Below are 24196 nucleotides of genomic sequence, written 5' to 3'. Positions count from 1 at the left end.
ATCACTTTTTTTTTGTTATAATAAACTGAAAAGGATATGTTACGGTAACAAATCCATTTTTTGGTTTTGGAAAATTCCAAACCAATAATCTTGATTCCAAACAGGATATCAGATTTTTATCATGAACGCTTGATTCTACTACCACAATGTCTGAGGCTTTTCCTGAAAGTAATATTTTCCAACTTATTGTCATATTCCCACTTAGACCAGGGTTTTTTCTTAATGCAGAATTATAGCAAGAACGAATTTCTTCTTTTTTGTTAAAGATAACAAAATCTACCATTTTTGTATCAATATAAGCTTCAGGAGGAGGAATTGGAGGCATTTTAAAAATACCAACTGAGTAAAAAGCATTATGCATCATATTATTATATTGAAAATCATAATTAATTTTATCATTTGTTCTTCTAAAATCTGAAGGAATGATTAAGCTGCTATTAGAAATCCAAATGGCAGAATTCATGGAAGAGAATTTCATTTTTTTTGTTTTATTATTTAAGGTTTTTCTAAATGATGATTCTTCTGCAATTTTAGCTTCTCTTTCAGCCTCTTTGTAGTTACTAAATTCTTGTTTAAATGATTTATCTGGTTGTGGACCTAACACTTGACCTGTAGAAGGGGGATCAACAATTCCTAATTTTTTTGCTTTATGATTTTGTGCATAAAATTCTTTTAAAATTATATGTTCTTCTTCAAGGTATTCAAGAATAGCTTTATCAGTAGCTTCAAGTTGTTTTAATCTCTTTAGTAAAGTTATGTATTGAGATTTTCCATCAATTCCTGATATTGGAGTTGAAAATGAGGGATAAGGTTTTAAAAATGAATAGTAACGTTCTGAGTTTTTAGAAGTTCTTTCTGCTTCTATTTTTTTATAATTATCAAATATATTTTTTTCCCAATCTTCTAATTTTTTATTATTATCAACATATTTATGTGCATTTTGTAAAAATGGTATAATAGAGTTAGTGCTTTTTCCATTTTCAGCTGCTTCCCATCTTTTCATGAGTTCAAAAACCCAAAATATAGCTAATTTTTCATTATCATTTTGATCATATTTATTTTTATAAATAAATGGAAGTAACCTTATATTTTCTGGCGATATAAATTGAATAGAGATATCCTGAGGAAGATTTATTAATCCAGAAATAGGTTCCATAGGCGCTTTTAGTAACCAAAATATAATAGGAAGAAAAGTAATTCCTGTTATAATCATACTGATTGGAATTATTTTACGCTCTATAGGAATGTCGTACTCTGGCATTTGAAAAATTTTTTTTTCTAAAGGCTGTACTTTAATTTCTCTTTTTTTGAGAAATTCTTTTTCAATTTTAAATGTAATGTCGTATCCATGATATTGTATTTTTCCACGAGATCCATAATCAAGAGAAACAATTAGTGGGTCTTCAATAGAAGTTAATTGTAATAAGGATCCTCTTGGTGATGTAAATTCCTTTAAATTACCAAATTTATTTCCAGTATTTAAAAAACCATCTAATCTTGGGTCTAAAATAATATCTACTTTATTTCTGCCTATTTTGAAAAGTCCAATTTCGATTAATGTTTGAGCGAATGGAATAAATAGTTCACATGTAGAATTATAACCTATTTTAATTTTTTTTGAAAAAAAGGAATCAATTTTCAATTTTTTTTCTATTTGAAGAGCTCCTGTTTGGAATACTTGCAAAAAAAGAAAAGTATTTTGATTTAATATTTTTTTACTTTTTTCGGCCATATTGGCTACCTTTCAACAGCGATATCAAAATCATCATATCCAAATTGAGAAAATATTTTTATAATATATTTTATATTTTTAAAAGTTAATGATTTATCAGTCCAAATTTTAACTCTTGAAATGGATGGATCTTCAACTCTCATAATTAAAGCGGTTAGCATAATATTTTTTCTTTTTTCTTCAAAATATTCTAAAAAATTTGATGCCTGACTTGGCAATAAATAACTTTTTCCGTTTTCAAATATAATTCTAATATTGTTTGATTTATCCATAGAAAGATAAATAGAAATTGCCGCTTTTCTTTCTTTAATAAAAAATCCATTGTTAGAATTTTTAATATCATTGAATTTTATGAATGTCTTTGAAGCAGATTCAAACAAGAAAAACTCTTCTCTTATTTTAATTGCAATAATAAAAAAAATCCAGCTAATGAAAGCAGCCATCCCTAATGAAAATAAAAATTGTCTTGAAATTAATTTATAAGAAATTACATTATTTGCTCTTTCTTCCTTCCATACCCCAAATTTTTTTGTAGCATTTGTAAACATTTAAACCTCAATTAAGTTTTATAGGATCTAGTAAAACTATTGATGGGTGAATATTGTTTTTGGTATTTTTATTTTGACTTGAAATTAAATCAAATGTTTTTTGTAATAAATCAATATTTTTATCGTAAGGTAACTCGGTGTCAAATATGACTCCAAATGCCTTTGCGGGGAAAATTTTATTTCTGTTCTTAAAATCATTTATTTTTAACTTAAAATCTTCTTGCCAATTTTTGTTTAGTACTAAAACATCATTATTTGGCATAGGTGCTATTACGTTTTTTAATGATCCAAATAAAACATTTTCTTTAACAAATACAAATACGGGAGAATTATTATCTAATGATACTTGATTTTTTACATCATCAATTTTATTATTTTCTGTATTTACTGTTCTTATATTATAAAAAATAACATTTCTATCGTGAGTTTTTAAAATTTCTACAATAGTAAATAAAAACCCAATACCTATTGTTGTAATGAGTGCAAATCCCCAGTAAGTCCAGGCAAAGCTAGATAATTTCTTCTTCGTCAGGAACCTCTTGTAAACCCGGGTCTGAACTATCATCTTTCCTTCCTTTCGATTCAGCTCTGTCTATATTTTCGTTTGCTGCATTTCCTCCTGAATAATTATCTGAGGATTCCTCTTGATTGCTAGAAGAAGAAGCTCCTCCAGTAAACATAGGTTGCATTTCAGGTGAAAGAATATTCAAAACTACACAAAGACTGTGCTCCATTTCTGATTCTAATCTCCATGCAATGGCATCTAATATTCCAAAAGGTAACATTAATAAAACTGCAGAAACGAGTGAAATAGCTAGCGGTAATAATGCATGAGATAATCCTGTAGAAAAAGCAAAACTTTTTACTCCAAGCTCTAATCCTTCTACCATCCTAAATGAAGTCCAAATTCCTTGAACTGCAGCAATTGCTCCTAGCAAAACACAAGCAGCTGCTAAATTTGGTAATTGATTTATTCTTCTTCTAATTCTTGGAAAAAAACGAAGACTTTCTTCTGAAACAGTTGATCTAACTCTCATAGGATCATTTTCGTAAGCATCGATTGCTTTTAGAGTGAGCATGGGAACTGCCGTTTTTGAAGTTGCTTTTGTAAAACTTCTTGCTCTTTCCATATCATTAGCAGCAAGCATTTTTTTAATTGTCGAATTAAATTTTTCAAAATTTATTCTATATACGAATTGTAGCAAAATAAATTTTTCAAATATGATAATGTAACCAACTGACACAAAGGCTAAAATAACAAATGGAATAATTTCTCCATTTCGAAACATTAAAAAAATATCATTTAGCATACGAATTCCTTATTTTTCTATTGGAAATTCTTGCGCAAAGTCTTGATCTTTCATGCCCGTTAGATCTTCTGGTCTATCAAGTAAACTAATGAGCTCTTTACCTGGTTTAAATCCTGTATCAAAGGAATCAATATCATAATCAAATTTAGGTAATGGAATATCTGCTAAACTTGTAGGTTCTGCATCGCCATCTATTTTTATTGAATTTGTTTTAGTAGATTCTTCTTTTGAAATTGCTGTGCTTTTAGGTAAAATTATAAATAATAAAATAATGAATAAAATATATTTAATGTTTTTTTTAAATTTAAAGCACATATTTATTATTCCTAAATTTTTTAATATATTCTTAATATATAATGTTATTGTTTATTTTATTTTTCAAATATTTTATATTCATCATTTTGACTTTGTACTAAGAAAATTTTGCATATGGGAAAATATTATATGTTTTTAAATTATGGGGTTACTAAAAATAGTAGATATTAAATAATATATTAGTTTAAAAATTTATATTTAAAATAGAAATTTTTTTCCCCTTTTTAAAAGGGGGTAAATTAAAACTTGGCAGGTCGTTTGTTAAAATGAACTTTAAATTTTAAATGTAGATAAAATTATTCGTCTTCATCATAAATAATGATATCTTCCCATGAAAAACCATTTGCCACCATAACGATTTCATACTCTTTACCGTCTTTTTCAATAAAATTTTCTGTAAAAAGACATTCTTTACCATCAATTGTGATGAAATTTGGCACTTCATCTTCGTCACTATGACCAGCGTTGCGGTATAAATCATCAATTTTATCACGTTCCACTAAGTAGTACTCGCCTTTCACGGGCGACATTTTTACAAGAGTATCAGATAATGCCATGGAATTTCTCCTTAAAAGAGGTTAACAAACGAAATATAGGTTATTCTAATTAAAAGGAGGCGACAAGGCATAAATGAGAAAATTAAATCAAGTCCTATCAGATTATGAAATGAACTTACCTGTGCCTGAAAAAAAGAAAATATTAAGAAAAATACTTATAGATGAAAGACAGAAATTATCAGAGATTACAAAGTCACAGGATTGGGGATCGCGTCAATTTTTTAGAGCTTTAGAGTTACTTAAAGTTACAAATGAAGAAATAAATAAAAAAAATATAAATAGAAAATTCGTAATTGCATGTTTTTTTCCAATTAAAAATGAATTAGATATTTCTTATTTTGCTGATGAAGATTGGCTTTTTCCTAAGATATCTGCGAATGGAATCATAAAATGGTTTGAGTATGGAGATGGAAAAAAAGATTTAATAAGAAATAATTATGGAATATTAGAAAAACCAGAAGAATTATGTTTTGAATACAGCTCAGATATGCCTCCAATGCTTTGTTTTGTTCCTGGTCTAGCTGCATCTCTAGATGGCTACAGATTAGGGTATGGCGGTGGATTTTATGATAGATTTATTAATAAAATGAACAAACGCATAACGACTGTATTTTGCCTCCCGTCGGATAAATTTGTTTTTGATGAAATCCCTTTTGATGAAAATGATCAAAAAATAGACTTAGTAGTGTGGTAATAATTTAAAACGTGCAATTAATTAAAAAATCTATCCCTAAAATTAAAAATTAATTTTCAGCAAAAAATTAAAAATAATATATTTAATTATAATATTATTTAAAAATAATTATCAATATATTAATTTTTGTATATTGTAATACTTATTCTTTAAAATAAATAATAAGTATTAATATTTTATTAAATATAAAATAGATTACCAAAAATTTTAAGCGATTTAATTTAAACATTTCTATTTAAAAATTTGACATTTAAAAAACTTTTTTGTAGCTTGGCTATTCAGTCAACCAAACATGTTAAATAAAATAATTACTCAAGAAATGGGGTATTTTTATGAGTTTAAATCGCAATTATTTTGCTTTTTTATCTATTTCTGTAATCGCAGTTTCATTTTTATCCGCATGCGGTAAAAATTCTAATAATGATAATAAATCCAATGATGCAATCACTCAAAACAATTCAACTCAAGAAGCCCTTAATGATAAATATTGTACAGATCTCTCTGATGGATCTAAGAATCCTTTAGGTAAATTTCAATGGCATTTAAAAAATACAGGACAAAGAGCTTTTGCAACAGAGGGCGGTGTTGCTGGTGAAGATATAAATGCAGAGCCAGCTTTAAAAGATGAATGTCTGAGTGGAAATGGAGTTAGTGTTGCCGTTGTAGACTCTGGTATGCAAATAATCCATCCCTCTTTAAAGCCAAATATTGATGGTAACAGTAAGGCAAAATCAATTAACTTTAGAGATAATCGTTTACAAAATAATGATCCATCTCCAATTCCAGAAGATGATGAAGACCATGGAACAATGGTGAGCGGTATTATTGCAATGCGTAGTAATTTAGGCTTTGGAGGATCTGGAGTTGCTCCTCGTGCTAAATTAGCTGGATATAATATTATACAAGCTGAAGCAGGAGTTCAACAATTCCAAAATTTTGTAGATTCTCTTGGTGGTTCAGACTTTTCAAAAGGTAACGATATTTTTAATATGAGTTATGGTGATAATAATTTAGAACAAATATCTTCAGATGATCCAATAACATTAGGCGCTATTACAGCATATAAATATGGAACCAGACACTTAAGAAATGGAAAAGGCGCTCTTTATGTTAAAGCTGCAGGAAATGGTTTTACTAAATTAGGTAGAGATAGACCAAGTATAGAAGCATGTAAAATGGCTATAAAATTAGGAGTAACTTGCCAAAACTCAAGTATGAATACGGATAATACTATTCCAGAAGTCATTACAGTTGGGGCTATAAGTGCAAAAGGTAAGAAGACAAGTTACTCAACTACGGGTTCTTCTTTATGGATAAGTGCGCCAGGCGGAGAGTTTGGATTTGATAAAAATTGGATAGACTCACAATATGCAAGATTCTCTAAAACTGTTGAATGGCAAAATCTACGACCATCTCTTGGAGAACCAGCTATCGTAACAACAGATGTTATGGGTTCAAGATATGGAATGAGTAAAATTGTAAATTTTGATAGTGAATTTTCATTAGATGATGTTTTTAGTATTAGAAATTCATTTAATGCTGGTTATGCAGTAGATAATGAAGGAAGATATTTAAATTCAGAATATAATTATACGAATACAATGAACGGGACTTCTTCTGCAACTCCTGTTACTTCAGGAAGTTTAGCATTAATATTAGAAGCAAATCCAAATTTAACATGGCGCGATGTAAAATATATTTTAGCTAAAACAGCGACAAAAGTAGATCCTAATTTTGCTGGTGTTAAAGTTAAAATAGCTAATGGTGAAGATTATCAAGCAGAAGATGGATGGACTAAAAATGCAGCTGGATTTAATTTTTCAAATTGGTATGGATTTGGAAGAATTAATGTTGGTGAAGCTGTTAAATTAGCAAAAAACTATAATGTTAATTTAGGAACTTATACAGAAAATAATTGGTATCCATTAAGAGGTTATGCAACTAATCTTGCTGTGGCTCCAGGAGCAACTGGTCTAATTTATAAAATTCCTTCAATACCAAAAGCGGCAAATCTTAAAATCGAATCTCTTCGTGCAGAAGTCTCAGTAGATAGTGATTATATTGGTGATGTTGGTCTTGAATTAACTTCTCCAAGCGGAACAAAAAGTATTATTTGGAATATTGGAAATGCATTTTCTAGTAATGGAAATTTAGTAAATATGCCAATTCAAAGTAACGCGTTCTATGGTGAAAACAGTGCAGGTGTTTGGACATTAAGAGTGATAAATAGTGGTTTAAATGCAAAAACAGTTTCCTTTAAAGGCATAAGATTACAAATTGCTGGTCAAAAAGTTTCATTATAATCATAAAAATATGATGAAACTAAATTAATATTTATTAAATTAAATTAACTATTAAGGAAAAATATCATGAAACTTAGAAATACATTTCTTTATATAAGTGCATTTTCATTATTGAATATATTTACATTAAATTCTTATGCAGTTGTCGATAATTTTTCTCTAAATAATGAAGCCGACTTAAAAAGCGATAATGATGAAAGTAAATTAATTGAAAACATAAACAAAAATTTAAATGTAGATGAAGTTTTTACACAAGGTGGAATGAATTATACTCTATATAAAGGCTTAAAAGCATTTGTTGGAAAAGATACAAGTAAAGATTTTTCAAATGAAGCATCTTCAGGAAATTCTCCACAAGATCTTTCTATTAGAGCGCCTAAGACGATTCTCTTAGATAAAGGTGCATTTAAAATATTTTTTGATTCAAAATCTGTTCGAAATTCAAAAAATAGAAGCTCATCAGATAGAATGACATCAACATCTGTGAAAGATTTCAGCGACTCGGATTCTCTAGAAACTGTTGCAAGTAAATCTGCTTTTAAAGTTGCTTTTAATAATCAAACTAAAAAATTTGCTGTTGTAACTGGAAATGCGATTGTAAAAGTAAGTCCAGACAAAATAGTTAAAATTCCAAATAAATATTTTCAAGTTGTTAAATCTTATAAAGCATTAGGTCTATATGTTATTAAAGTACCGGAAAATGTAAAGTTTCAAGATGCAGTAACTCAATTAAAGAAATTAAATCCTTATAGCCAGGCTGTTGGAGAAGAAAAAGTAACAAGTGTAAATGTCGAAGTTTTAGAAAACTTTAAAACTCCAATGTAAAATAAAATATACTAAAAATTTTCTTGAGCCCTTAAATTTTATGAATTTTGAAAGGGCTTCATTTTTTGCGACTATTTAATGAGGGGAGTTATAATGATTTTGTCAAATAAAAGATTTTTATTGATTTCAATTTTAACGGTATCGTTTGTTTCATCATGCGGAAAAAAAACAAATTCTCCTGATATTATAGAAACAGAAAATGAATATACAAATCAAGAAAATACGAATCAAGATTTAGATAAAAAAGAAAGCGACAAAAAAGAAAGCGATAAAAAAGAAGGCGATAAAAAAGAAGGCGATAATGGTATAAATAATGATAATAAATTTTGTACAGATTTATCTGATGAAAAAGCAAATCCATTAGGTAAATATCAGTGGCATTTATTAAATAATGGAAACACAGCTTTCTCAACAACTCTTCCTAAAGCTGGTGAAGATATAAATGTAAATTCTGTTCTTAAAAATGATTGTTTAAGTGGAAATAAAGTATATGTAGCCATAGCAGATTCTGGTCTTCAAATAAGCCATCCTTCATTAGCTCCCAATGTAGATAATAAACCAAATGTATCAAAAACATGGTCGTTAAATTTTAGAAGTAACGGCTTATCTCCAAACGATCCATCACCAATAGATGGTGATGAACCTGATCATGGGACAATGGTTTCTGGAATCATTGGGATGAGAAGTAATTTAGGATTTGGTGGTTCAGGAGTAGCGCCAAGAGCGCATTTGTCTGGATATAATGTTATAAGTAGCGGCGCTCAAAACTTTAAAAACTTTTTAGATTCCTTGGGTGGTTCTGACGCTTCAAAAGGGAATGATATTTTTAGTATGAGTTTTGGTATGAATAATACTAGACAAATTAAAGAGGATAACCCAACGACAAAAGCATCTGTAGCGGCCTTTAAATCGGGCACAACGACATTAAGAAATGGAAAAGGGGCTCTTTATGTAAAAGCAGCTGGAAACGGTTTTAGTAGTATGGGAATGTTTTCTGGTAGCTCATGTGATGATGCAAAAAAATTAAATTTATCCTGTCAAAATTCAAGTATGAATTTTGAAAATACACTGGCAGAAGTAATCACCGTGGGAGCAATAAATTCACAAGGTGTGAAATCTTCTTATTCAACAACAGGTTCATCTTTGTGGATAAGTGCTCCAGGTGGTGAATTTGGTAAAAATAAAGAATGGGTTGAAAAAAATTATAAAACAATTAATGAAGTAATGGATTGGACAAAAATTCGAGCTACAGCTGCAGATCCCGCAATTATTACAACAGATGTTGTTGGTTCAAAATATGGTTTAAGCCGTAATCCTGATCTTAAAAATAAAGAGGACATTTTAAAAGTTGGAAATCCTTTTAATGCTTGCGAAGTCGATGTAAATAAAGACTGTAATTATACAAATTCAATGAATGGAACTTCTTCGGCTACACCTGTTACTTCAGGTAGTATTGCTCTTATATTAGAAGCAAATCCAAATTTAACTTGGCGCGATGTAAAATATATTTTAGCGAAAACGGCAACAAAAGTAGATCCAAATTTTAATGGTGTTTCTATAAATATTGCTGAAGGAGTTTCATATCAGGCAGAGCAAGGTTGGCTAACAAATGCGGCTGGATTTCATTTTTCCAATTGGTACGGATTTGGAAGAGTAAATGTTGCAGATGCAGTAGCTCTTGCAAAAAATTATAATATAAATTTAGGCGAATATATTGAAAAAGATTGGATACCAAAAATACCTTCTGATTTTAGCCAACCTGTTCAAGCAGGAGATATTAATGGTTATGAATCTAAGTTAACAGTTTTTAATTCTAATTCATTAAAGATAGAAAATATTCAAATTAAAGTTTCTTTAGAAAGTAAATTTATTGGTGATGTAGCATTAGAATTAACTTCACCAAGAGGCACAAAAAGTATTGTTTGGCATGCTGCAAATGCATTTTCAAGTAATGGCAATTTAGTTGGAATGCAAATTCAATCAAATGCGTTTTTCGGTGAGGATAGTAAAGGTGAATGGAAGCTTAAAGTAATAAATACTGGTATACATAAAAAGGAAGCTACATTTAAAGGTTGGCAATTAAAAGTTACAGGACATCAATAAAAGTAGTTTTTAATATTTAATATAACTAATGTAGGAGAATGTATGACAATGAAAACAATTTTATATACTGCAGGTTTTCTAGCTTTTAACTACTTTTCGTTAAGCGCAATTGCAGCTGAAAAATCTATCCAGCTAGATGATAAAATGGAAAGTCCTGTGATTAATGGAAAAGAAGTAGCTAAAAAATTTAAAGTTTCTGAAACTTTTGTTCAAGGGGGAGTAAAATATACTGTTTACCAAGAATTAGAAGCTGATTTTAACAAAGAACCAAAAAATCATACGAATAAAACAAAAAATGTTTTAAAAACAAAAGGATTTAATATATATAATATTTCTCCAAATGAAAATGAAAATGAAAATCGAAAAACATTTAACAATAAAGTTGTTATAAATGAGTCTACAGACTCTTTTGGTGTTCTAAGTGGAAATATAATTATTAAAACAAAAAATAATGTAGTTTTTAATGATAAATCATTTGAAATCGTAAAAAGTTATCCCAATTTAGGATATTATTTAGTTCGTATTCCTAAAACGAATAAAATTCAAGATACCATTACAAAAATTAAAAATATTGAAAATGTAGAAGAAGTAAGTGTTGAGGTCATAGAGAACTTCAAGGAGCCACTTTGACTCTAAATAATTTTTTATATAATGGTATTCAAAATATCTGATTAGATATTGTATTTAGTTGATTATTTAAATTTAACTTAAAAATATTTTTGTTTTTTACAATTAAATATTGTTTAATTTTGTTATTTTATTTAAAATTAATCTTGATAGAAAATAAATTTTGTTTTATTAAAATTCTGCGGTATCAGCTATTTTTTGCGCAAAAAAAAAATTGAATTAATTTAACAATAATTAAATATATCTTTGAGGTTTTTTAATGAAGTATTCAGTAATATTTAAATTAGCATGCCCTATTTTTATTTTAACTCCTTTCATAATGGGTTGTAAAGGAAATACAAACTCTAATAATTCACCACAAGAATCTAATAAGAACGAATTAAGTAATGTAGAAACATCAATTGATTTAGCATTAATAGATAATATTGCATCAGATAAAAGCAATTTTCAAAATATAAATGTAGATACTTTTTCTATCAAAGGATTATACGGGGCTGATTGTAAAGGCAGAAAAGAAAATGAGTCTTGGCTGCTTACAAAAAATAAAATTGGTTCTACTTTAATCTTAAAACAAGGAAACTCAACTTGTAAATTAACAGTTACAGGTATTAAATATTCAAATAATGACAATACTGAAGTTGAATACGCATTAAAGCCAAAATCATATATATTATCAAAAAATGCTTCTGAGGAAAATCTTGAATTTCATAAAGAAACAAATTCTGTTAGTGGTCCAGATATACTCTATTCAAAAATGATAATAACACCTGATGATTTTAGTACAAATCCAATAATAAAAATATATTTATCAGAATTAAATAAAAGATTTGAATTAAATAAAAAATGGAATGAATTTACAAGTAGTAAAATATTTAAACCAGAAATAGATCCTAATAATAATATAAAATTCATTGAAGCTTCAGATTATAAAGAAGTGACTTATAGTTCAGCTAGTGAAAATCCTTTTAAGATTGAATTTGATATAGATAATAAGCAATTAATTTATTTGGGACATTTAAATTTAATTTCTACCATTCCCGCAAAAAAATATATTATTGTTAAGGGAGATAAAGTTCAAGATAATTATAAATCAATTCATTCTGTTTTTATAGCAGCACGAAAATCATATGCAATTACTGCAGGAAAAAATTTAAAGATAGACGCGCATGATCTAAGAATTGATGGAGAATTACCAGATACTCTAGATGAAAATAGAAAAGAAGTTGTTAAAATTATTTTTGCAACATCGGAATCGGGAGAAATATTGAATAGTTACCAAGTATTTAAGCTGACTATTCAGAAAGAATAATATTCATATTATTTTTTCCATATTTGTTCTCTAAGTAATTTTCTTTTTAGGGCGGCCTCTCTTCTTTCTTTTTGCTTTTCTGTCGTTACCTTTAATTCTGGAATACTCACAGATTTTGAGTGCTCATCGACAGCAACCATGGTAAAGTAACTGGATAATACATGATTAGTAGCTCTTGTTTTTGTATCTTCTGAGATAACTTTAATTCCTACTTCCATGGATGATTTGCCCGTATAATTTATATTTGCAAAAAAAGATACTAATTCTCCAACATGAATAGGATGTCTAAAAAAAACTTGATCAACAGAAAGTGTAACTACATAATTACCTGCATACCGAGATGCGCAAACATAAGCAACTTGATCGAGAAGTTTTAATATGGCACCACCGTGAACTTTGCCTGAAAAATTCACCATATCTGGTGTCATTAAGACAATCATTTGGATGGACGTGTCATTTTCAATTTTTTCTTCCATTTTTACCTCTCATAGTATTTATTTTATAATAATATGAGATTAAGTGCCTTGTAAACTACTAACAAATATTGAATTTTTACTGCATAAATTATCTAGAGCATTAATAGGAAATTTTTTCTCATTTAAACTTTTTATTGACATAGAAGGAATGTAAACATATTCAAAAATATCTTCAAAATTTGAAAAGAACGCTCCTGGAAAAAATAAGATATCTTTTTCTTTGTTTTCTTCAAATATATTATGAATTAACATTAAGGCATATTTTCTATCTTTATAATAGGAAGAATGTATTACATTTTGAAAATCGTCTCCTTTATTATAAAAACAAACACCCATTATTTCTTGATTTTCTGTTATATAATACATTTTCATATTTTTGATTTTTAAAATATCACAAAATTCTAGATAAGATAAAATACACTCAGAAAAAGGAGAATTTAATACGATAAATTGCCATATTTTCGATTTTTCTATATTTAAAAGTTCTTTTAAGTTAGTTTGTGTAATTATTTTTAAATTTAAATTTTCAGATTTTATATCATTACATTTATTTATAAGTGATCTGTAATTATTTAATGATGTTTTATTAACTAAACTTGAGCTAATTTGTGCTAAATAGGTTTTTCCTGAAGAAATATAGTTTAATTTATTATATAGTTTATTGTTGTCAGCAAATAAAAAAATGAAATCAGCAGCATTTTCAATCGCTTTTTTTTCAGCTAATTGAATTGTTTTCATTGCTAATCCTAATTTTCTTAATTTAGGATCTGTACAAACACTACCAATGCAATAAGCGCTTATTCTTTCGCCATTTAGCTGAAATGAAAAAGGAAACAAAGAACAAAATGAAGCTACTTTATTATTATATTTTATCAAAAACAAAAAATCCCTAAGCTCTTCTTTAAAAACTTGGGGAAAATTGCTTAAATAATTTTTTGTTTGGAAGCAGGCGTTTGTTAGAAATTCAAGATCATTAAAGCTAAAGTTTAGGTCACGAACTATTTGATGTTTTACATCACCGTTCTGCATCCACTTTTCCTTCTGATAATGTACCTATTTTTTCGCCTATGTGGACGAGAGTTTCAAAACCTTCGTTTGATGCCTGAATAAGATCTTCATCAAATTTCATTATTCCATGTTCAAAAAAGAAAATACAAGTACTGCCGCCAAATTTAAAGAAACCTTTTTCGTCACCTTTTTCTACTTGCATTCCAGGTCTATATGTTTGAACAATCGTCCCAACAAATAAGGCACCTACTTCCATTAGCAAAACTTTGCCAAAATTATCAGAATCAAGTTCACAAATAGTTCTTTTATTAAGACAATAAACAGGTATTTTATGTTCTAACGCATATGGATTCACGGAATGTAAAAGACCTGGCACTGTTTTTGTGATACCTGCTTTTCCCGATACAGGAAAATGAAAACGATGATAATCAGAAGGACATAATCTTAAAATTCCGCATGATCCATTTTTATATCTTTCTGCTAGACTTTCATTGCCATTAAAAAGTTCTATCAGTTTTATGGGTGCCCATTTAACATAAGATAAAGTGGAATCTGTTATTTTAGGAAAAACAAGTAAACGGCCATCGCCAGGCGAATTTATTCCAGTCGCTGTTCTATTTATTGGCCTTGCTCTTGGGTGTAGTTTTCTAGCAAAAAAATCGTTGAAAGAATTATATTCTGATATGTCTTTTTCAGATTCAGAAACATTTATTCCCATTAAGTTAACAAATTCTTCTATTTTATGTTTACTTGCTCCAGAGTCATTATAAGCGCCATAAATGTTACTTATCCATTTATTAGTAAGAAATTTTTCAGTGAAGGCAGCTCCAGCCGCACTGCCATAAAAGACTTTCATGGCGTCTTCACCATAAATTTTCTCAACAAATTTTTCACCGCTCATTCTTTTAATCACATTAATTTGTTTAGTGGTGTTTCCTAAAATTGATTTTAACATTTTATTTTTCCCTGAATAACTTTATTTTTAATAACACGAATTATAATACTCATGCTAGTTGTCATTTAGCAATCGACAATAACCTTTCTACAATTTTCCCACCCTGAGCTCCACTTCCTGGACCAACTTTGATCAAATGATGAGCGTGATTTTGAAATAATTCATGATGTTCAACTATGACGAAAGTATGACCTTCGCTACAAAGTTGAATTAAAGATTCTAAAAGATCTCCAATATCTTTTTCTGAAAGTCCTCTTGTTGGTTCATCAAGTATACAAAATATTTTTTTGGAAGATTTAGATAGTGCTGCACATATTCTCAGTCTTTGAGCCTCTCCTCCGGACATCGAAGTTGTAGGCATTCCTAAAGGAATATGTCCTAAGCCAAGTTGACAGCACAGAGCAATGGGTTTTCCAAAGCCAGGTAGTTTTCCTAATTTTATTTTACATTCATAAAGGCTTGTTGAAAGCCATTCATAAATATTTTTGCCAAGCCATTTCACTTGTAAAACATCATTACGGTATCTTGTTCCATTGCATTCAGGACAAGTCTTTTCAACCTCTCCAAGAAAAAATAAATCTTCTTGAATAATTCCTTTTCCATTACAAGTATCACAGCTACCAGAACCATTAAAAGAAAAATCAGATAAATTAAATCCTAAAGATTTTGCTTCTTTTGTTGTAGCAAAATTTTTTCTTAATAGATCCATTAAACCAAGAATAGTTGCAGGTACACTTGAAGAAGTTCTATGTAATGCTTTTTGCTCTACACTAATTAAATCTGTTCCTGAGAAAAAATCTTTTGGAGCTATTAAGTTTTCCCAGGTACCTATTTTTGAGTCATAATCGGCGATGTTATTTGATGTTGAGTTATGACTGTTTAATTTTTCTAAAGCCGACTCAAGTCCGAAATGAATTATTGTTGATTTTCCTGCGCCACTTGGACCTGTTAAAACATTTAATTTTTTAAGTAATATTTCTAAGTTAACAGAGTTGCAATTTAATGCGTTAAAGTTTTTTAAATATATTGATTCATCAGAATTAAAAATTCTTTCATTTTTTATTTCTTTTTTTGTAACTTGATTATTTTCAATATTAAATTTTGTTTTAAAAGATGCTGGAGTTTTATTTATAATAGGTAGTAAATTTCCTCCTTCATTCCCTCCCCCAGGTCCAAATTCAAATATTTCATCAGAAGCAGAAATGAGATCTTTATCATGTTCTACCATAATAATTGTGTTACCAAGATCTCTTAATTCTTGGATACAAGAAATTAAAGTAGGAATTTCATTTTTACCCAAACCAATACTGGGCTCATCTAATACATAAAGAGCATCGGTTAAACCATTTCCAATTACTCTTGTTAGCAATACTCTTTGGTACTCTCCACCCGATAATGTTTTACATCTTCTAAATAATTGAGCAGATCCTAAACCAAGCTTGTTTAATAAAGTGATTTTTTTTAAAGCTTCATTATAAATTTCAGGGATAGAGTCAATTAATTTTTCAAATTTTTTTTCTTTTTTTAATTTTATTAGCCAGTCAAAAGTATCTTTTATTTCTGACTGAAATATATTATAATAAGTTTTACCAAAACATATGGCATTTTTCCCAGACTTTCCAATGCGAGCGCCTTCACATTCGGGGCACAATATATATTTTCTATACTTTGCAAGTAATATTCTTGAAGTGCTTTTATATTTTTCTTGCTCTAAAACATCAAAGAATTCATTTATAGAAACAAAATCATTTTTTTGTTTTTTATTATTTGAAGGTTCTCCCTTCCAAATCCATTCTTTTGTTTCTTTAGATAAGCTTTCGTAAGAGTCTTGAATTTTAACTCCTCTTTTTTTGCAAGCGCGTAAAAGCTCTTCTTGCATCCAAGAAAAAGTATCCGAAGTCCATGGTTTTATTGCGCCTGAATTTAATGATAGTTTTTGGTTTGGAATAATTTTATTTTCATCTAAAACGGGAATATTACCTAATCCATTACAAGCTTTACAAGCACCTAATACAGATTGCCAATCGAGATCTTTTGATTGGATTATATTAGTTTGGCTTTGGCACTTGTTACAAAAAGGTTGTACATGATAATTTTTAATAAATTGAGAAATAACGTTAGATTTATCTAATTTATTTAGATTAATAAAAGAAAATTTAGGAGAAAATTTTACTTGTGACCAAATTGTTTCAACACGGTTTTCTATTTCAGAAATTTCTAAAGTACTAGAAATTCTATCTAAAACAATTTCTATATTTAATGGGAAAACATGATTTTTAATGTTACTTAAAAATTCTTCTATTAAAAATATGTTTTTCTCAATTAAAATTCTTGAATAACCTTCCACTAGTAAGTCTTGTGCAACTTTTTTGTTCATTATAACAAATGGTACAGAAATCAAGAAGTTTTCATTAGATTTTTTTCTATCTGGATCGCTTAAAAATTGTGTTAATTCTTCAGCTTTACTCATTTTAACAGGTGAGCCGCATGTTGTGCAGGAGGGTTCCATTAAAGATATAAATAAAGTACGAAGTGGTTCTGCCACATCAGATGCCGTTGCAATAACACTCCTTGGGTCGCCTGTTTTATTTGATTGTTTTAAGGCAATTGCAGCAGGTATGTTTTCAATATCTTCAAATTCACCTTGAGGTAATCCTTGCAAAAATTGTCTTTCATAAGTTCCTAAAGTTTCTAAAAAACGTCGTTGTGACTCTGAGTATATTGTATCAAACGCAAAACTACTTTTACCACTTCCTGATACACCTGTTATAGAAATCCATTTTTTTAAAGGAATTTTTAAATTAATATTTTTTAAATTATGTGTTCTTACTCCAGAGCATGTCAGATATTCTAAATCTTTTTTCATGTTTCTTTCTTTATTTAATTAACAAAAAAATATAATTTTAAATTTCTCTCTCAAAATTATGTTTTCTGATAGTCAAAAAATTTGTTATCCATGGATCATTTAATTCTAATAATTGTTCTTTTGTGCCTTTTCCAATTATTTTTCCATCTTTTAAAATAGCTACATTTGGCGCAAAACGAAAGGCAACATCTATATTAGATGTAACACTGATCATGGTTGTTCCTATATTATTTCCAATTTTATGGATCATATCAATTACAATTGTAGTTGTTACGGGATCTAAGCCTGCTGTTGGTTCGTCTAATAAAGCTAATTCAGGGTTTGTAACAAGAGCTCGAATAAAACCTACTCTTCTTCTCATCCCTCCAGATAATTCACTTGGAATTTTATCAGCAGCATGACTCAGTAAAACTTGTTCTAAAAAGCTTTTTACTTTTGCTTCACGTTCTTCTTTCTTGAAATCTGTCATATTTTCCATTGCAAAAAGGATATTTTCTCTTACAGTCATAAAATCGAAAAGAGCTCCTTGTTGAAAAGCCATTCCCATCTTTTTGAAAAGCTTGGATCTTTCATCATTCTTAAGAGTATTTATCGTTTTGCCAAGGACATGAACAGAACCTGATTGCGGTTTTATGATACCTAATATAACCTTTAAAAGAGTACTTTTTCCGGAGCCTCCAGGCCCAAGAATAGTAAGTGATTCTCCTTTTTGTATTTCAAGGTTTAACTCGTTTAATACTGGTTTATTCTGTAAAAAAGAGTGATGGATTTCATGCAATGATACGATACTTGATGCTTGCACTTAACCTCCTATTATTAGCATGAGCTTGAATATTTTAAATGGAATCGAAGTTTTTTGCAATAACATTTGCTAAATGAATTGGCAGACTTAAAAAAGATTGGTGAATATTTTTGTATTACTTTATGAGTTTAAAAAAAATGAGTCGTATGTTTATATTTTTTTATTATATTATTTTTATATTAACATTAAATATATTTGTTTTTCAGGCAAATGCCTATGAAGATGAAGATGAAGATGAAGAAATAAATGAAAAAAAATCACTAGTTAATTTGAATAATAATGAGAAATTAATCTCTAATATAAAAACGAAACAAGAAGCATGTAAAATATTGAATCATAAAGTAGTTACTTATATTGATCTTATTTATTATGTAAAAAACTGTAACTTAATGTTAATTAATGATCCTGAAGTTTCAAATAATCTTATTCAGGATCAAAGAAAATCAATTGTTTCATTATCTGCTAATGTATATGCTATGATGCCTATAGGAAATAATTATACTTCTGACGATTATTATAATGATTATACCAAAAATTCTGATGGTTCATTTCATTCTATTTGTCAAAAATATGAAAAATGGGTCGTTACATCTGATAGTATCAATTATTATTTTATCGATTCTTGCAAAAAAAGATTATTTAAAAATTTTAATGATATTTCTTTATTTACAGATAAAAGTAAGCCCATTTTTTCATTGCAGCCTCGAATATTAAATAGATTTCCAACTGGGGAACCTATCATTGTAAAAAAGAAAAGTGATGAATCTGTAATGGTAGTTCCTGAAACAGAAATTAAAGCAGGACTTCCATCAGCAAAAGTATTATGCGGAAAACTTGATAGAAAAGTTGTTTCTTTTCATGAAGGATTTTTCTTTTTAGAAAATTGCAAATTATATACAATTTCAGATTTTAATATTGATATTCAAAAGAAGGCAGATGATTTAGGTGGAATAAAAGAACTTACTATTAAACAAGCAATTGGAATTCCACAAGTAGGTACAATTAAAAGTAAAGATGTATTAAATAGAATGCGTTAATTTTTTCTTTTTTTAATTAGATTCTGGCATCATTCTTAAAACAATTCCATGTGTAATTTCTTTATTTGGCCAGCTCTTTACAGGTTGCATGCCAGATTGAAGCCAATCATTTCCATATCCAATAGAAATAATTTGATTTTCATTTATATTAAAAGTATTTGCAAGATACTTTGAAACAGATTGAGCTCTCATTAAACTTTCAATGCGTAATTCTTCTCGATTTCCTGATGTTAGTATGAACCCTTCTATTAACATTTTTCCATTTAAGTTTTTGAATTTTTCAAATTTATCTTTTAATATTTCTTCACCTTGTCTTGATAATTCATAAGAATATTGATTTAAGTCTACGCTTATGAATAAATCCTGAAATGATAATTCAATTTTTGGACTAACAGTAAGTTTTTTATTTATTATTTTTTCAACTGGAAAAATGACATCTCCAGCCATGGGACGCCAATACATATTACCAGTATCTACGAAATCAATGGGTATTTTACCAGCGGAAGATGTTTTGTATTCATAGCCTTTAACTAGCGCTTCAACAATATTGCCATTAATTCCTATTACATTACCTTTTCCTAAAAAAGCCCATTTACCAGGTGGTAAACAACGGGCTACTTGTATCTCTCCGCCTATAGTAGGTTTTAAATAATTTGGTATTTCAGATGAAGAATAATAGTTCCAACCAACTCTAAATTCGTTTATCGTTTTTGTTCTTTCGGAGAATTCTAACCTTAATGTCTGCGTGTCCATGCCTTTAGGCGTACATTCTTGCTCGGGATATGATTTATGAAAATAGGTGCTTTTAGATGAATATGGGGTATAAGGAATGGAATCGGGAAATTTATAGGAATAACCATAATTAGGAAATAACAATAAAATACATGGATAATAAGAGATTGCTCTTCTTACATTCCTGTTAATATTGTTTCGTTTCAAGTTCATGCTTTTCCTAAAGAATTAAAATTTGGCTTGATTCCTTCTTCCCTTTTCGGCAACCTGCGTTGGTAAGGCTGGGCAAGAATTTATTTTGTCAAATTATTGAAAATAAGAGAAAGATTCTTATAAATGAGAAAAGTTGGAACTATTATAGATAACTTAAGAAAAGGTGAGAACGCTCCTGATAGACATGAGAATCCTTATCTGAAAGAAGCAATTCAATTAGCAGATTATTTATTTACTCAAAATGAATTAAATGAAAAAATTTCGACGCTATTTAAAGATACAAGTAAACCTCTGATTTTAGAAATTGGTTGTTATATGGGTAAAAATGTTCTTGAAATCGCCTCGCAAAATAAGCAATTAAATATTTTAGGTATAGATATAACTTATAAAAGAGTTGTTAAAGCGGCGCGTAAATTAAAAAGATTAAATATAGATAATGGAAAAATTGCAATTTGTGATGGAAGAGCTTTTTTAAGTGAAATTATTCCTGATAAAAGTTTAAATGGTGTTTGCGTTTTTTTTCCTGACCCATGGCCTAAAGATAGGCATGAAAAAAATAGATTACTTAAAAAAGAATTTATTGATAATTTATATCAAAAATTAGCTCCAAAAGGATTTTTTTGGTTTAAAACAGATCATGAACAATATTTTGAAGAAACAAATAAATTAATGCTAGAATCTGGTTTTGTTCCTGATGATGGTCTAAATGGAGAACCTTTACCGCAGCCCAGAGATATTTTAGGTGGGCCATATGAAACCGCTTTTCAAAAGTTATTTACGGGTAAAGGTGTTCCTTTTTATCAAAGAGTTTATATTAAAGAATAATAGTTAGAAAGAAGTGTTTTTATGCAAATAGAGCATTCTAAAGATTCTTTAGATTCAAAAATAGCACAAAGAGCGGCACTAACAGCAGCGCTTTGTGCTGCTGTATTAGCTCTGGGTAAACTCATATTATTTTTACTAACAGGCTCAATGGTTGTTGCTTTATCTGCATGGGATAGCACAATGGATATGCTTGTCAGTTTGGTGAATAGAAAAATAGTAAAATTCTCTCGATTAGATCCCGATAATAATCACCCTTATGGGCACGGCCGTGTAGAAAGTATTGCTGCTTTAGGCCAAGGCTGTTTGATCATTGGTGGTGCTATTGGAATTATTGCATCAAGCGCAAGGCAAATATATGATAGTTTAAAAGGAAATGTTACTTTAGATTTTCATGCAGATTGGAGGCAGGTTGCCTTTTTTGTTTTCGCTGGCATGGTTAGTTTTTATGTGACTAAAATGTTAAAAAGAAATGGTGATAAATTAAATAGTCCTGCTTTGTTAGCAGACTCAGAGCACTATAAAGTGGATTTAGTCACAAATATTGCGAGTGGAATAGCTATTTTTATTGTTATTTTATTTGGCAATCCAATATTAGATCCAATAATAGCTCTGGTTTTTTCATTGTATATTATTTACGGTGCATTTGGGCTTGTAAAAACTAGTATAAATGAATTAATGGATCATGATATTTCTGACGAAATTAAAATAAAAGCTAAAAAAATAATTAAAGAAACAGACTCAAGAGTTTTAGATATTCATCGTTTTAGAGGTAGAAAAAGTGGATATAAATACTTTTTTGATTTCCATGTAACTTTACCAGATGAATTATCTTTTAACGAGGTCCACATTATAATAGAAAAAATAGAAGATTCACTTGAGCTTGAGTTTGATGGAGATGTTATTGTTCATGCTGATCCTAGTAGTGTAAGAATGAGCTCATGAAATTAAAGAATGAAATAACTGATTTATTAAAACAAAATGGCGCTTTTGCATCTGCTGTATTTTCATTTGAAAAAAATCATTCAAAAATATTAGAAAAAGATATTCCTGCATTCAAATTATGGCTCTCAGAAAATGCTCATGCTGAAATGTCTTTTTTAGAAAATAATTTTGAAGCAAGAGCAAATCCTAATTTAATTTTACCAAATGTAAAAAATGCAATAATTATTTTGTTCCCTTATGCAACAGGGCACAGAACAAGAAATAGTAAATATAAAAATTTAAATAAACATGATAATTTTATTAATGAAGAATCTATAATTTCAAAAAAATTAATTTCTCGATATGTTTACGGAAAAGATTATCATAAAACTTTAAAAAATAATTTAAATAAAATAGCGAAAAATCTCCAAAATTATCTAAATAATCAATTTCAATATAGAGCTGTAGTAGATTCCATCCCTTTTTTTGATAGAGCGCATGCACGTGAAGCTTTTTTGGGATTTATTGGAAAAAATACAATGCTAATAAGACCTGGAATGGGTAGCTTTTTTTTTATTGCTACTTTATTAACGGATCTTCCTTTGGAAGAAATTATTGAATTAAATCAAAATAAAATAAATCCAATAGGTAATCTAGACTGTGGTGAATGTAGAAAATGCTTAGACGCTTGTCCCACAAATGCATTTAAAAAACCATATTTTCTTGACGCTAACCGTTGTCTCTCCTATTTAAGTATTGAGCATAGAGATATTGTGCCAAATGAGTTTATTTCTCATTTTAAGAATACAATATATGGATGTGATATTTGTCAAGAAGTCTGTCCTTATAATATTGTAACAACTGATTTTTCAATTTTAAAAGAATTTTCAGAATATCACAAGCCTTTTTTATCATTAAATGTTAAAGAAATTGCTTTAATGGATATAACTCAGTATGAAAAATGGTTTGGAGGTACGGCTGCTACAAGAGCAAAATTTCAAGGACTTGTTCGAAATGCATTATATCATTTGTACGCTACAAAAACGGATGGGCTAAATGATATATTAGATAATCTTGCATCTTCAAATAATGAATTAATTTTAAAAACGATTAAACAGTTAAAGGAATTATTGAATAAATAGATTGTTATTGATTAGGATTTTTCTTTTATTATATTAATTTTTGTTAATACCTTGAGTTCGTCAAGTTGTTAAGGGTAATTTTAAGGAAACATAAAATGCATTTAAAACGCATTGTGGATAGATTTGCGACAATTTGTATATTTTCATTTATTTTTTATTCATGCCAGACTATGAAGCCTTTAAATAACGGAATTCAAGAAGGATATGAAGCCGTAAATCCTGCTTCCATTATTGCTGTTCCCGTATTTTTATTACCCGATCCATCAAAACATTCTTTAATTGATCCAGCTATTATAAATACACATCAATTGGTAAATAAAATTCAGAACAAAGTCATGCAATCATTTAGTGGACAGCCAAATATTAATGGTTACGCATTTTCTGCTGTAGCAAGTGCATTAGGAAATGCAAAACCAAATATTTGGGATAAATTGAATGAAAGTATGAAAGCAGTCGCAGACAGATTTAATTCAAGTCAAACATCTACAAGATTATTAATTACATCTAGTTGTCTAGCAAGAAGAAATTTCATGGAATTTTATACTTACTGTCTTTCTCCTGATAGATTATGGATAGAAAATTTAAATGGATTAGCAGCTAAAGTTTTAAATGCAGATACTGCTTTAATCGTAGTTATTACAGAAATAAATTCTGCGGCAAAAGAAGATATTTATAGTATTCATGGAAGTTTTTCTATTTTACTTGTGGATACAAATAATGGTAAATTAATTTGGGGTAAAGATGCCTCCGCTTCTTTAATAAATCCAGCAGATAAAAAATATTTTCCAAGTTGGGATGATCTTTTAAATCAAATATTTACTGATAATTATTGGGAGAATTTTCCAGGGCGAATTTCTAAAATGAAGACGGATAAAAAATAAATAGTTTTGATATTA

23 protein-coding genes are annotated in these 24196 nt (G+C 28.8%); 11 read left to right on the top strand and 12 right to left on the bottom strand.

Going from position 1 to position 24196, the window contains the following annotated elements; genetic code table 11:
* Position 1 precedes the first annotated feature (1 nt).
* The 6 genes from GCL60_RS07805 to GCL60_RS07780 form a co-directional block, all read right to left on the bottom strand.
* Positions 2–1732 carry an AgmX/PglI C-terminal domain-containing protein gene (locus GCL60_RS07805; protein ID WP_153419945.1) on the bottom strand — a complete coding sequence of 577 codons (1731 nt, stop codon included), beginning with the start codon at positions 1730–1732 and terminating at the stop codon, positions 2–4.
* 5 nt (positions 1733–1737) lie between these two features.
* Positions 1738–2280 carry a hypothetical protein gene (locus GCL60_RS07800; RefSeq protein WP_153419943.1) on the bottom strand — a complete coding sequence of 181 codons (543 nt, stop codon included), beginning with the start codon at positions 2278–2280 and terminating at the stop codon, positions 1738–1740.
* A 7-nt stretch (positions 2281–2287) separates the two neighbouring features.
* On the bottom strand, positions 2288–2845 hold the full coding sequence (locus tag GCL60_RS07795; RefSeq protein WP_153419942.1) for a hypothetical protein: 558 nt from the start codon (positions 2843–2845) through the stop codon (positions 2288–2290).
* A complete protein-coding gene (locus tag GCL60_RS07790; protein WP_153419939.1) occupies positions 2790–3590 on the bottom strand; it encodes a MotA/TolQ/ExbB proton channel family protein in 801 nt (266 codons plus the stop codon). The genes GCL60_RS07795 and GCL60_RS07790 overlap by 56 nt, the downstream gene beginning before the upstream one ends.
* Before the next feature lie 9 nt (positions 3591–3599).
* Positions 3600–3905, bottom strand: coding sequence for a hypothetical protein (locus GCL60_RS07785; protein ID WP_153419937.1), 306 nt, complete (start codon positions 3903–3905; stop codon positions 3600–3602).
* Positions 3906–4201: 296 nt separating this feature from the next.
* Positions 4202–4462, bottom strand: a complete 261-nt coding sequence (locus GCL60_RS07780) for a hypothetical protein (protein ID WP_153419935.1) — start codon at positions 4460–4462, stop codon at positions 4202–4204.
* A gap of 73 nt (positions 4463–4535) precedes the next feature.
* Between GCL60_RS07780 and GCL60_RS07775 the strand changes: the two genes are divergently transcribed.
* The 6 genes from GCL60_RS07775 to GCL60_RS07750 all read left to right on the top strand — a co-directional run bounded on the left by GCL60_RS07775 (position 4536) and on the right by GCL60_RS07750 (position 12323).
* Positions 4536–5156 (top strand): 5-formyltetrahydrofolate cyclo-ligase, encoded by a 621-nt coding sequence (locus GCL60_RS07775; protein WP_153419933.1) that lies wholly within the window; start codon positions 4536–4538, stop codon positions 5154–5156.
* 332 nt (positions 5157–5488) lie between these two features.
* On the top strand, positions 5489–7459 hold the full coding sequence (locus GCL60_RS07770; protein ID WP_153419931.1) for a S8 family serine peptidase: 1971 nt from the start codon (positions 5489–5491) through the stop codon (positions 7457–7459).
* Between the two features lie 66 nt (positions 7460–7525).
* Positions 7526–8284: a hypothetical protein gene (locus GCL60_RS07765; RefSeq protein ID WP_153419929.1), complete on the top strand. Its 759-nt coding sequence runs from the start codon at positions 7526–7528 to the stop codon at positions 8282–8284.
* A 93-nt stretch (positions 8285–8377) separates the two neighbouring features.
* Complete coding sequence (locus GCL60_RS07760) at positions 8378–10387, top strand: S8 family serine peptidase (RefSeq protein ID WP_161998132.1); 2010 nt, start codon at positions 8378–8380, stop codon at positions 10385–10387.
* A 42-nt stretch (positions 10388–10429) separates the two neighbouring features.
* Positions 10430–11017 (top strand): hypothetical protein, encoded by a 588-nt coding sequence (locus GCL60_RS07755; RefSeq protein WP_153419925.1) that lies wholly within the window; start codon positions 10430–10432, stop codon positions 11015–11017.
* A gap of 256 nt (positions 11018–11273) precedes the next feature.
* The gene (locus GCL60_RS07750; RefSeq protein WP_153419923.1) at positions 11274–12323 is read left to right on the top strand and encodes a hypothetical protein; all 1050 of its coding nucleotides are present in this window, start codon (positions 11274–11276) and stop codon (positions 12321–12323) included.
* A gap of 8 nt (positions 12324–12331) precedes the next feature.
* Here the strand turns inward: GCL60_RS07750 and GCL60_RS07745 are convergent, their stop codons facing one another.
* The 5 genes from GCL60_RS07745 to GCL60_RS07725 form a co-directional block, all read right to left on the bottom strand.
* Positions 12332–12799, bottom strand: coding sequence for an acyl-CoA thioesterase (locus GCL60_RS07745; protein ID WP_153419921.1), 468 nt, complete (start codon positions 12797–12799; stop codon positions 12332–12334).
* A 39-nt stretch (positions 12800–12838) separates the two neighbouring features.
* A complete protein-coding gene (locus tag GCL60_RS07740) occupies positions 12839–13828 on the bottom strand; it encodes a GNAT family N-acetyltransferase (RefSeq protein WP_153419919.1) in 990 nt (329 codons plus the stop codon).
* Entirely contained in the window at positions 13815–14762 is a 948-nt protein-coding gene (asd, locus tag GCL60_RS07735; protein WP_153419917.1) for an archaetidylserine decarboxylase, read from the bottom strand. Before asd ends, GCL60_RS07740 begins: the two co-directional genes overlap by 14 nt.
* A 61-nt stretch (positions 14763–14823) precedes the next feature.
* Positions 14824–17628, bottom strand: coding sequence for an excinuclease ABC subunit UvrA (locus GCL60_RS07730; RefSeq protein ID WP_153419915.1), 2805 nt, complete (start codon positions 17626–17628; stop codon positions 14824–14826).
* Positions 17629–17665: 37 nt separating this feature from the next.
* Positions 17666–18430: an ABC transporter ATP-binding protein gene (locus tag GCL60_RS07725; RefSeq protein WP_153419913.1), complete on the bottom strand. Its 765-nt coding sequence runs from the start codon at positions 18428–18430 to the stop codon at positions 17666–17668.
* Positions 18431–18576: 146 nt separating this feature from the next.
* On the opposite strand from GCL60_RS07725, the gene GCL60_RS07720 reads away from it, so the two are divergent.
* Positions 18577–19467 carry a hypothetical protein gene (locus tag GCL60_RS07720; RefSeq protein WP_161998131.1) on the top strand — a complete coding sequence of 297 codons (891 nt, stop codon included), beginning with the start codon at positions 18577–18579 and terminating at the stop codon, positions 19465–19467.
* A gap of 12 nt (positions 19468–19479) precedes the next feature.
* Here the strand turns inward: GCL60_RS07720 and GCL60_RS07715 are convergent, their stop codons facing one another.
* Complete coding sequence (locus GCL60_RS07715) at positions 19480–20412, bottom strand: OmpA family protein (protein ID WP_153419908.1); 933 nt, start codon at positions 20410–20412, stop codon at positions 19480–19482.
* Between the two features lie 123 nt (positions 20413–20535).
* Between GCL60_RS07715 and trmB the strand changes: the two genes are divergently transcribed.
* The 4 genes from trmB (at position 20536) to GCL60_RS07695 (ending at position 24181) form a co-directional block, all read left to right on the top strand.
* On the top strand, positions 20536–21237 hold the full coding sequence (gene trmB / locus GCL60_RS07710; RefSeq protein WP_153419906.1) for a tRNA (guanosine(46)-N7)-methyltransferase TrmB: 702 nt from the start codon (positions 20536–20538) through the stop codon (positions 21235–21237).
* Positions 21238–21258: 21 nt separating this feature from the next.
* Positions 21259–22179: a cation diffusion facilitator family transporter gene (locus GCL60_RS07705; RefSeq protein ID WP_153419904.1), complete on the top strand. Its 921-nt coding sequence runs from the start codon at positions 21259–21261 to the stop codon at positions 22177–22179.
* Positions 22176–23300 (top strand): tRNA epoxyqueuosine(34) reductase QueG, encoded by a 1125-nt coding sequence (gene queG, locus GCL60_RS07700; RefSeq protein WP_153419902.1) that lies wholly within the window; start codon positions 22176–22178, stop codon positions 23298–23300. Before GCL60_RS07705 ends, queG begins: the two co-directional genes overlap by 4 nt.
* 95 nt (positions 23301–23395) lie before the next feature.
* The gene (locus GCL60_RS07695) at positions 23396–24181 is read left to right on the top strand and encodes a hypothetical protein (RefSeq protein ID WP_153419900.1); all 786 of its coding nucleotides are present in this window, start codon (positions 23396–23398) and stop codon (positions 24179–24181) included.
* Positions 24182–24196 lie beyond the last annotated feature (15 nt).

Origin of the sequence: Silvanigrella paludirubra (assembly GCF_009208775.1) — a bacterium.
GTDB classification, from domain to species: Bacteria; Bdellovibrionota_B; Oligoflexia; order Silvanigrellales; family Silvanigrellaceae; genus Silvanigrella; species Silvanigrella paludirubra.
The sequence above is the reverse complement of the archived record's forward strand: the minus strand, read 5'-3'. Positions and strand labels throughout refer to the sequence as shown.

What these genes read in the sequence shown, in the direction of transcription:
- GCL60_RS07795 (WP_153419942.1), bottom strand. Translation starts at nt 2,845, where the DNA reads ATGATAGTTCAGACCCGGGTTTACAAGAGGTTCCTGACGAAGAAGAAA.
- GCL60_RS07775 (WP_153419933.1), top strand. Translation starts at nt 4,536, where the DNA reads ATGAGAAAATTAAATCAAGTCCTATCAGATTATGAAATGAACTTACCT.
- trmB (WP_153419906.1), top strand. Translation starts at nt 20,536, where the DNA reads ATGAGAAAAGTTGGAACTATTATAGATAACTTAAGAAAAGGTGAGAAC.
- GCL60_RS07720 (WP_161998131.1), top strand. Translation starts at nt 18,577, where the DNA reads ATGTTTATATTTTTTTATTATATTATTTTTATATTAACATTAAATATA.
- asd (WP_153419917.1), bottom strand. Translation starts at nt 14,762, where the DNA reads ATGTTAAAATCAATTTTAGGAAACACCACTAAACAAATTAATGTGATT.
- GCL60_RS07705 (WP_153419904.1), top strand. Translation starts at nt 21,259, where the DNA reads ATGCAAATAGAGCATTCTAAAGATTCTTTAGATTCAAAAATAGCACAA.
- GCL60_RS07770 (WP_153419931.1), top strand. Translation starts at nt 5,489, where the DNA reads ATGAGTTTAAATCGCAATTATTTTGCTTTTTTATCTATTTCTGTAATC.
- GCL60_RS07745 (WP_153419921.1), bottom strand. Translation starts at nt 12,799, where the DNA reads ATGGAAGAAAAAATTGAAAATGACACGTCCATCCAAATGATTGTCTTA.
- GCL60_RS07740 (WP_153419919.1), bottom strand. Translation starts at nt 13,828, where the DNA reads ATGCAGAACGGTGATGTAAAACATCAAATAGTTCGTGACCTAAACTTT.
- GCL60_RS07780 (WP_153419935.1), bottom strand. Translation starts at nt 4,462, where the DNA reads ATGGCATTATCTGATACTCTTGTAAAAATGTCGCCCGTGAAAGGCGAG.
- GCL60_RS07800 (WP_153419943.1), bottom strand. Translation starts at nt 2,280, where the DNA reads ATGTTTACAAATGCTACAAAAAAATTTGGGGTATGGAAGGAAGAAAGA.
- GCL60_RS07755 (WP_153419925.1), top strand. Translation starts at nt 10,430, where the DNA reads ATGACAATGAAAACAATTTTATATACTGCAGGTTTTCTAGCTTTTAAC.
- GCL60_RS07760 (WP_161998132.1), top strand. Translation starts at nt 8,378, where the DNA reads ATGATTTTGTCAAATAAAAGATTTTTATTGATTTCAATTTTAACGGTA.
- queG (WP_153419902.1), top strand. Translation starts at nt 22,176, where the DNA reads ATGAAATTAAAGAATGAAATAACTGATTTATTAAAACAAAATGGCGCT.
- GCL60_RS07715 (WP_153419908.1), bottom strand. Translation starts at nt 20,412, where the DNA reads ATGAACTTGAAACGAAACAATATTAACAGGAATGTAAGAAGAGCAATC.
- GCL60_RS07805 (WP_153419945.1), bottom strand. Translation starts at nt 1,732, where the DNA reads ATGGCCGAAAAAAGTAAAAAAATATTAAATCAAAATACTTTTCTTTTT.
- GCL60_RS07695 (WP_153419900.1), top strand. Translation starts at nt 23,396, where the DNA reads ATGCATTTAAAACGCATTGTGGATAGATTTGCGACAATTTGTATATTT.
- GCL60_RS07730 (WP_153419915.1), bottom strand. Translation starts at nt 17,628, where the DNA reads ATGAAAAAAGATTTAGAATATCTGACATGCTCTGGAGTAAGAACACAT.
- GCL60_RS07765 (WP_153419929.1), top strand. Translation starts at nt 7,526, where the DNA reads ATGAAACTTAGAAATACATTTCTTTATATAAGTGCATTTTCATTATTG.
- GCL60_RS07750 (WP_153419923.1), top strand. Translation starts at nt 11,274, where the DNA reads ATGAAGTATTCAGTAATATTTAAATTAGCATGCCCTATTTTTATTTTA.
- GCL60_RS07785 (WP_153419937.1), bottom strand. Translation starts at nt 3,905, where the DNA reads ATGTGCTTTAAATTTAAAAAAAACATTAAATATATTTTATTCATTATT.
- GCL60_RS07790 (WP_153419939.1), bottom strand. Translation starts at nt 3,590, where the DNA reads ATGCTAAATGATATTTTTTTAATGTTTCGAAATGGAGAAATTATTCCA.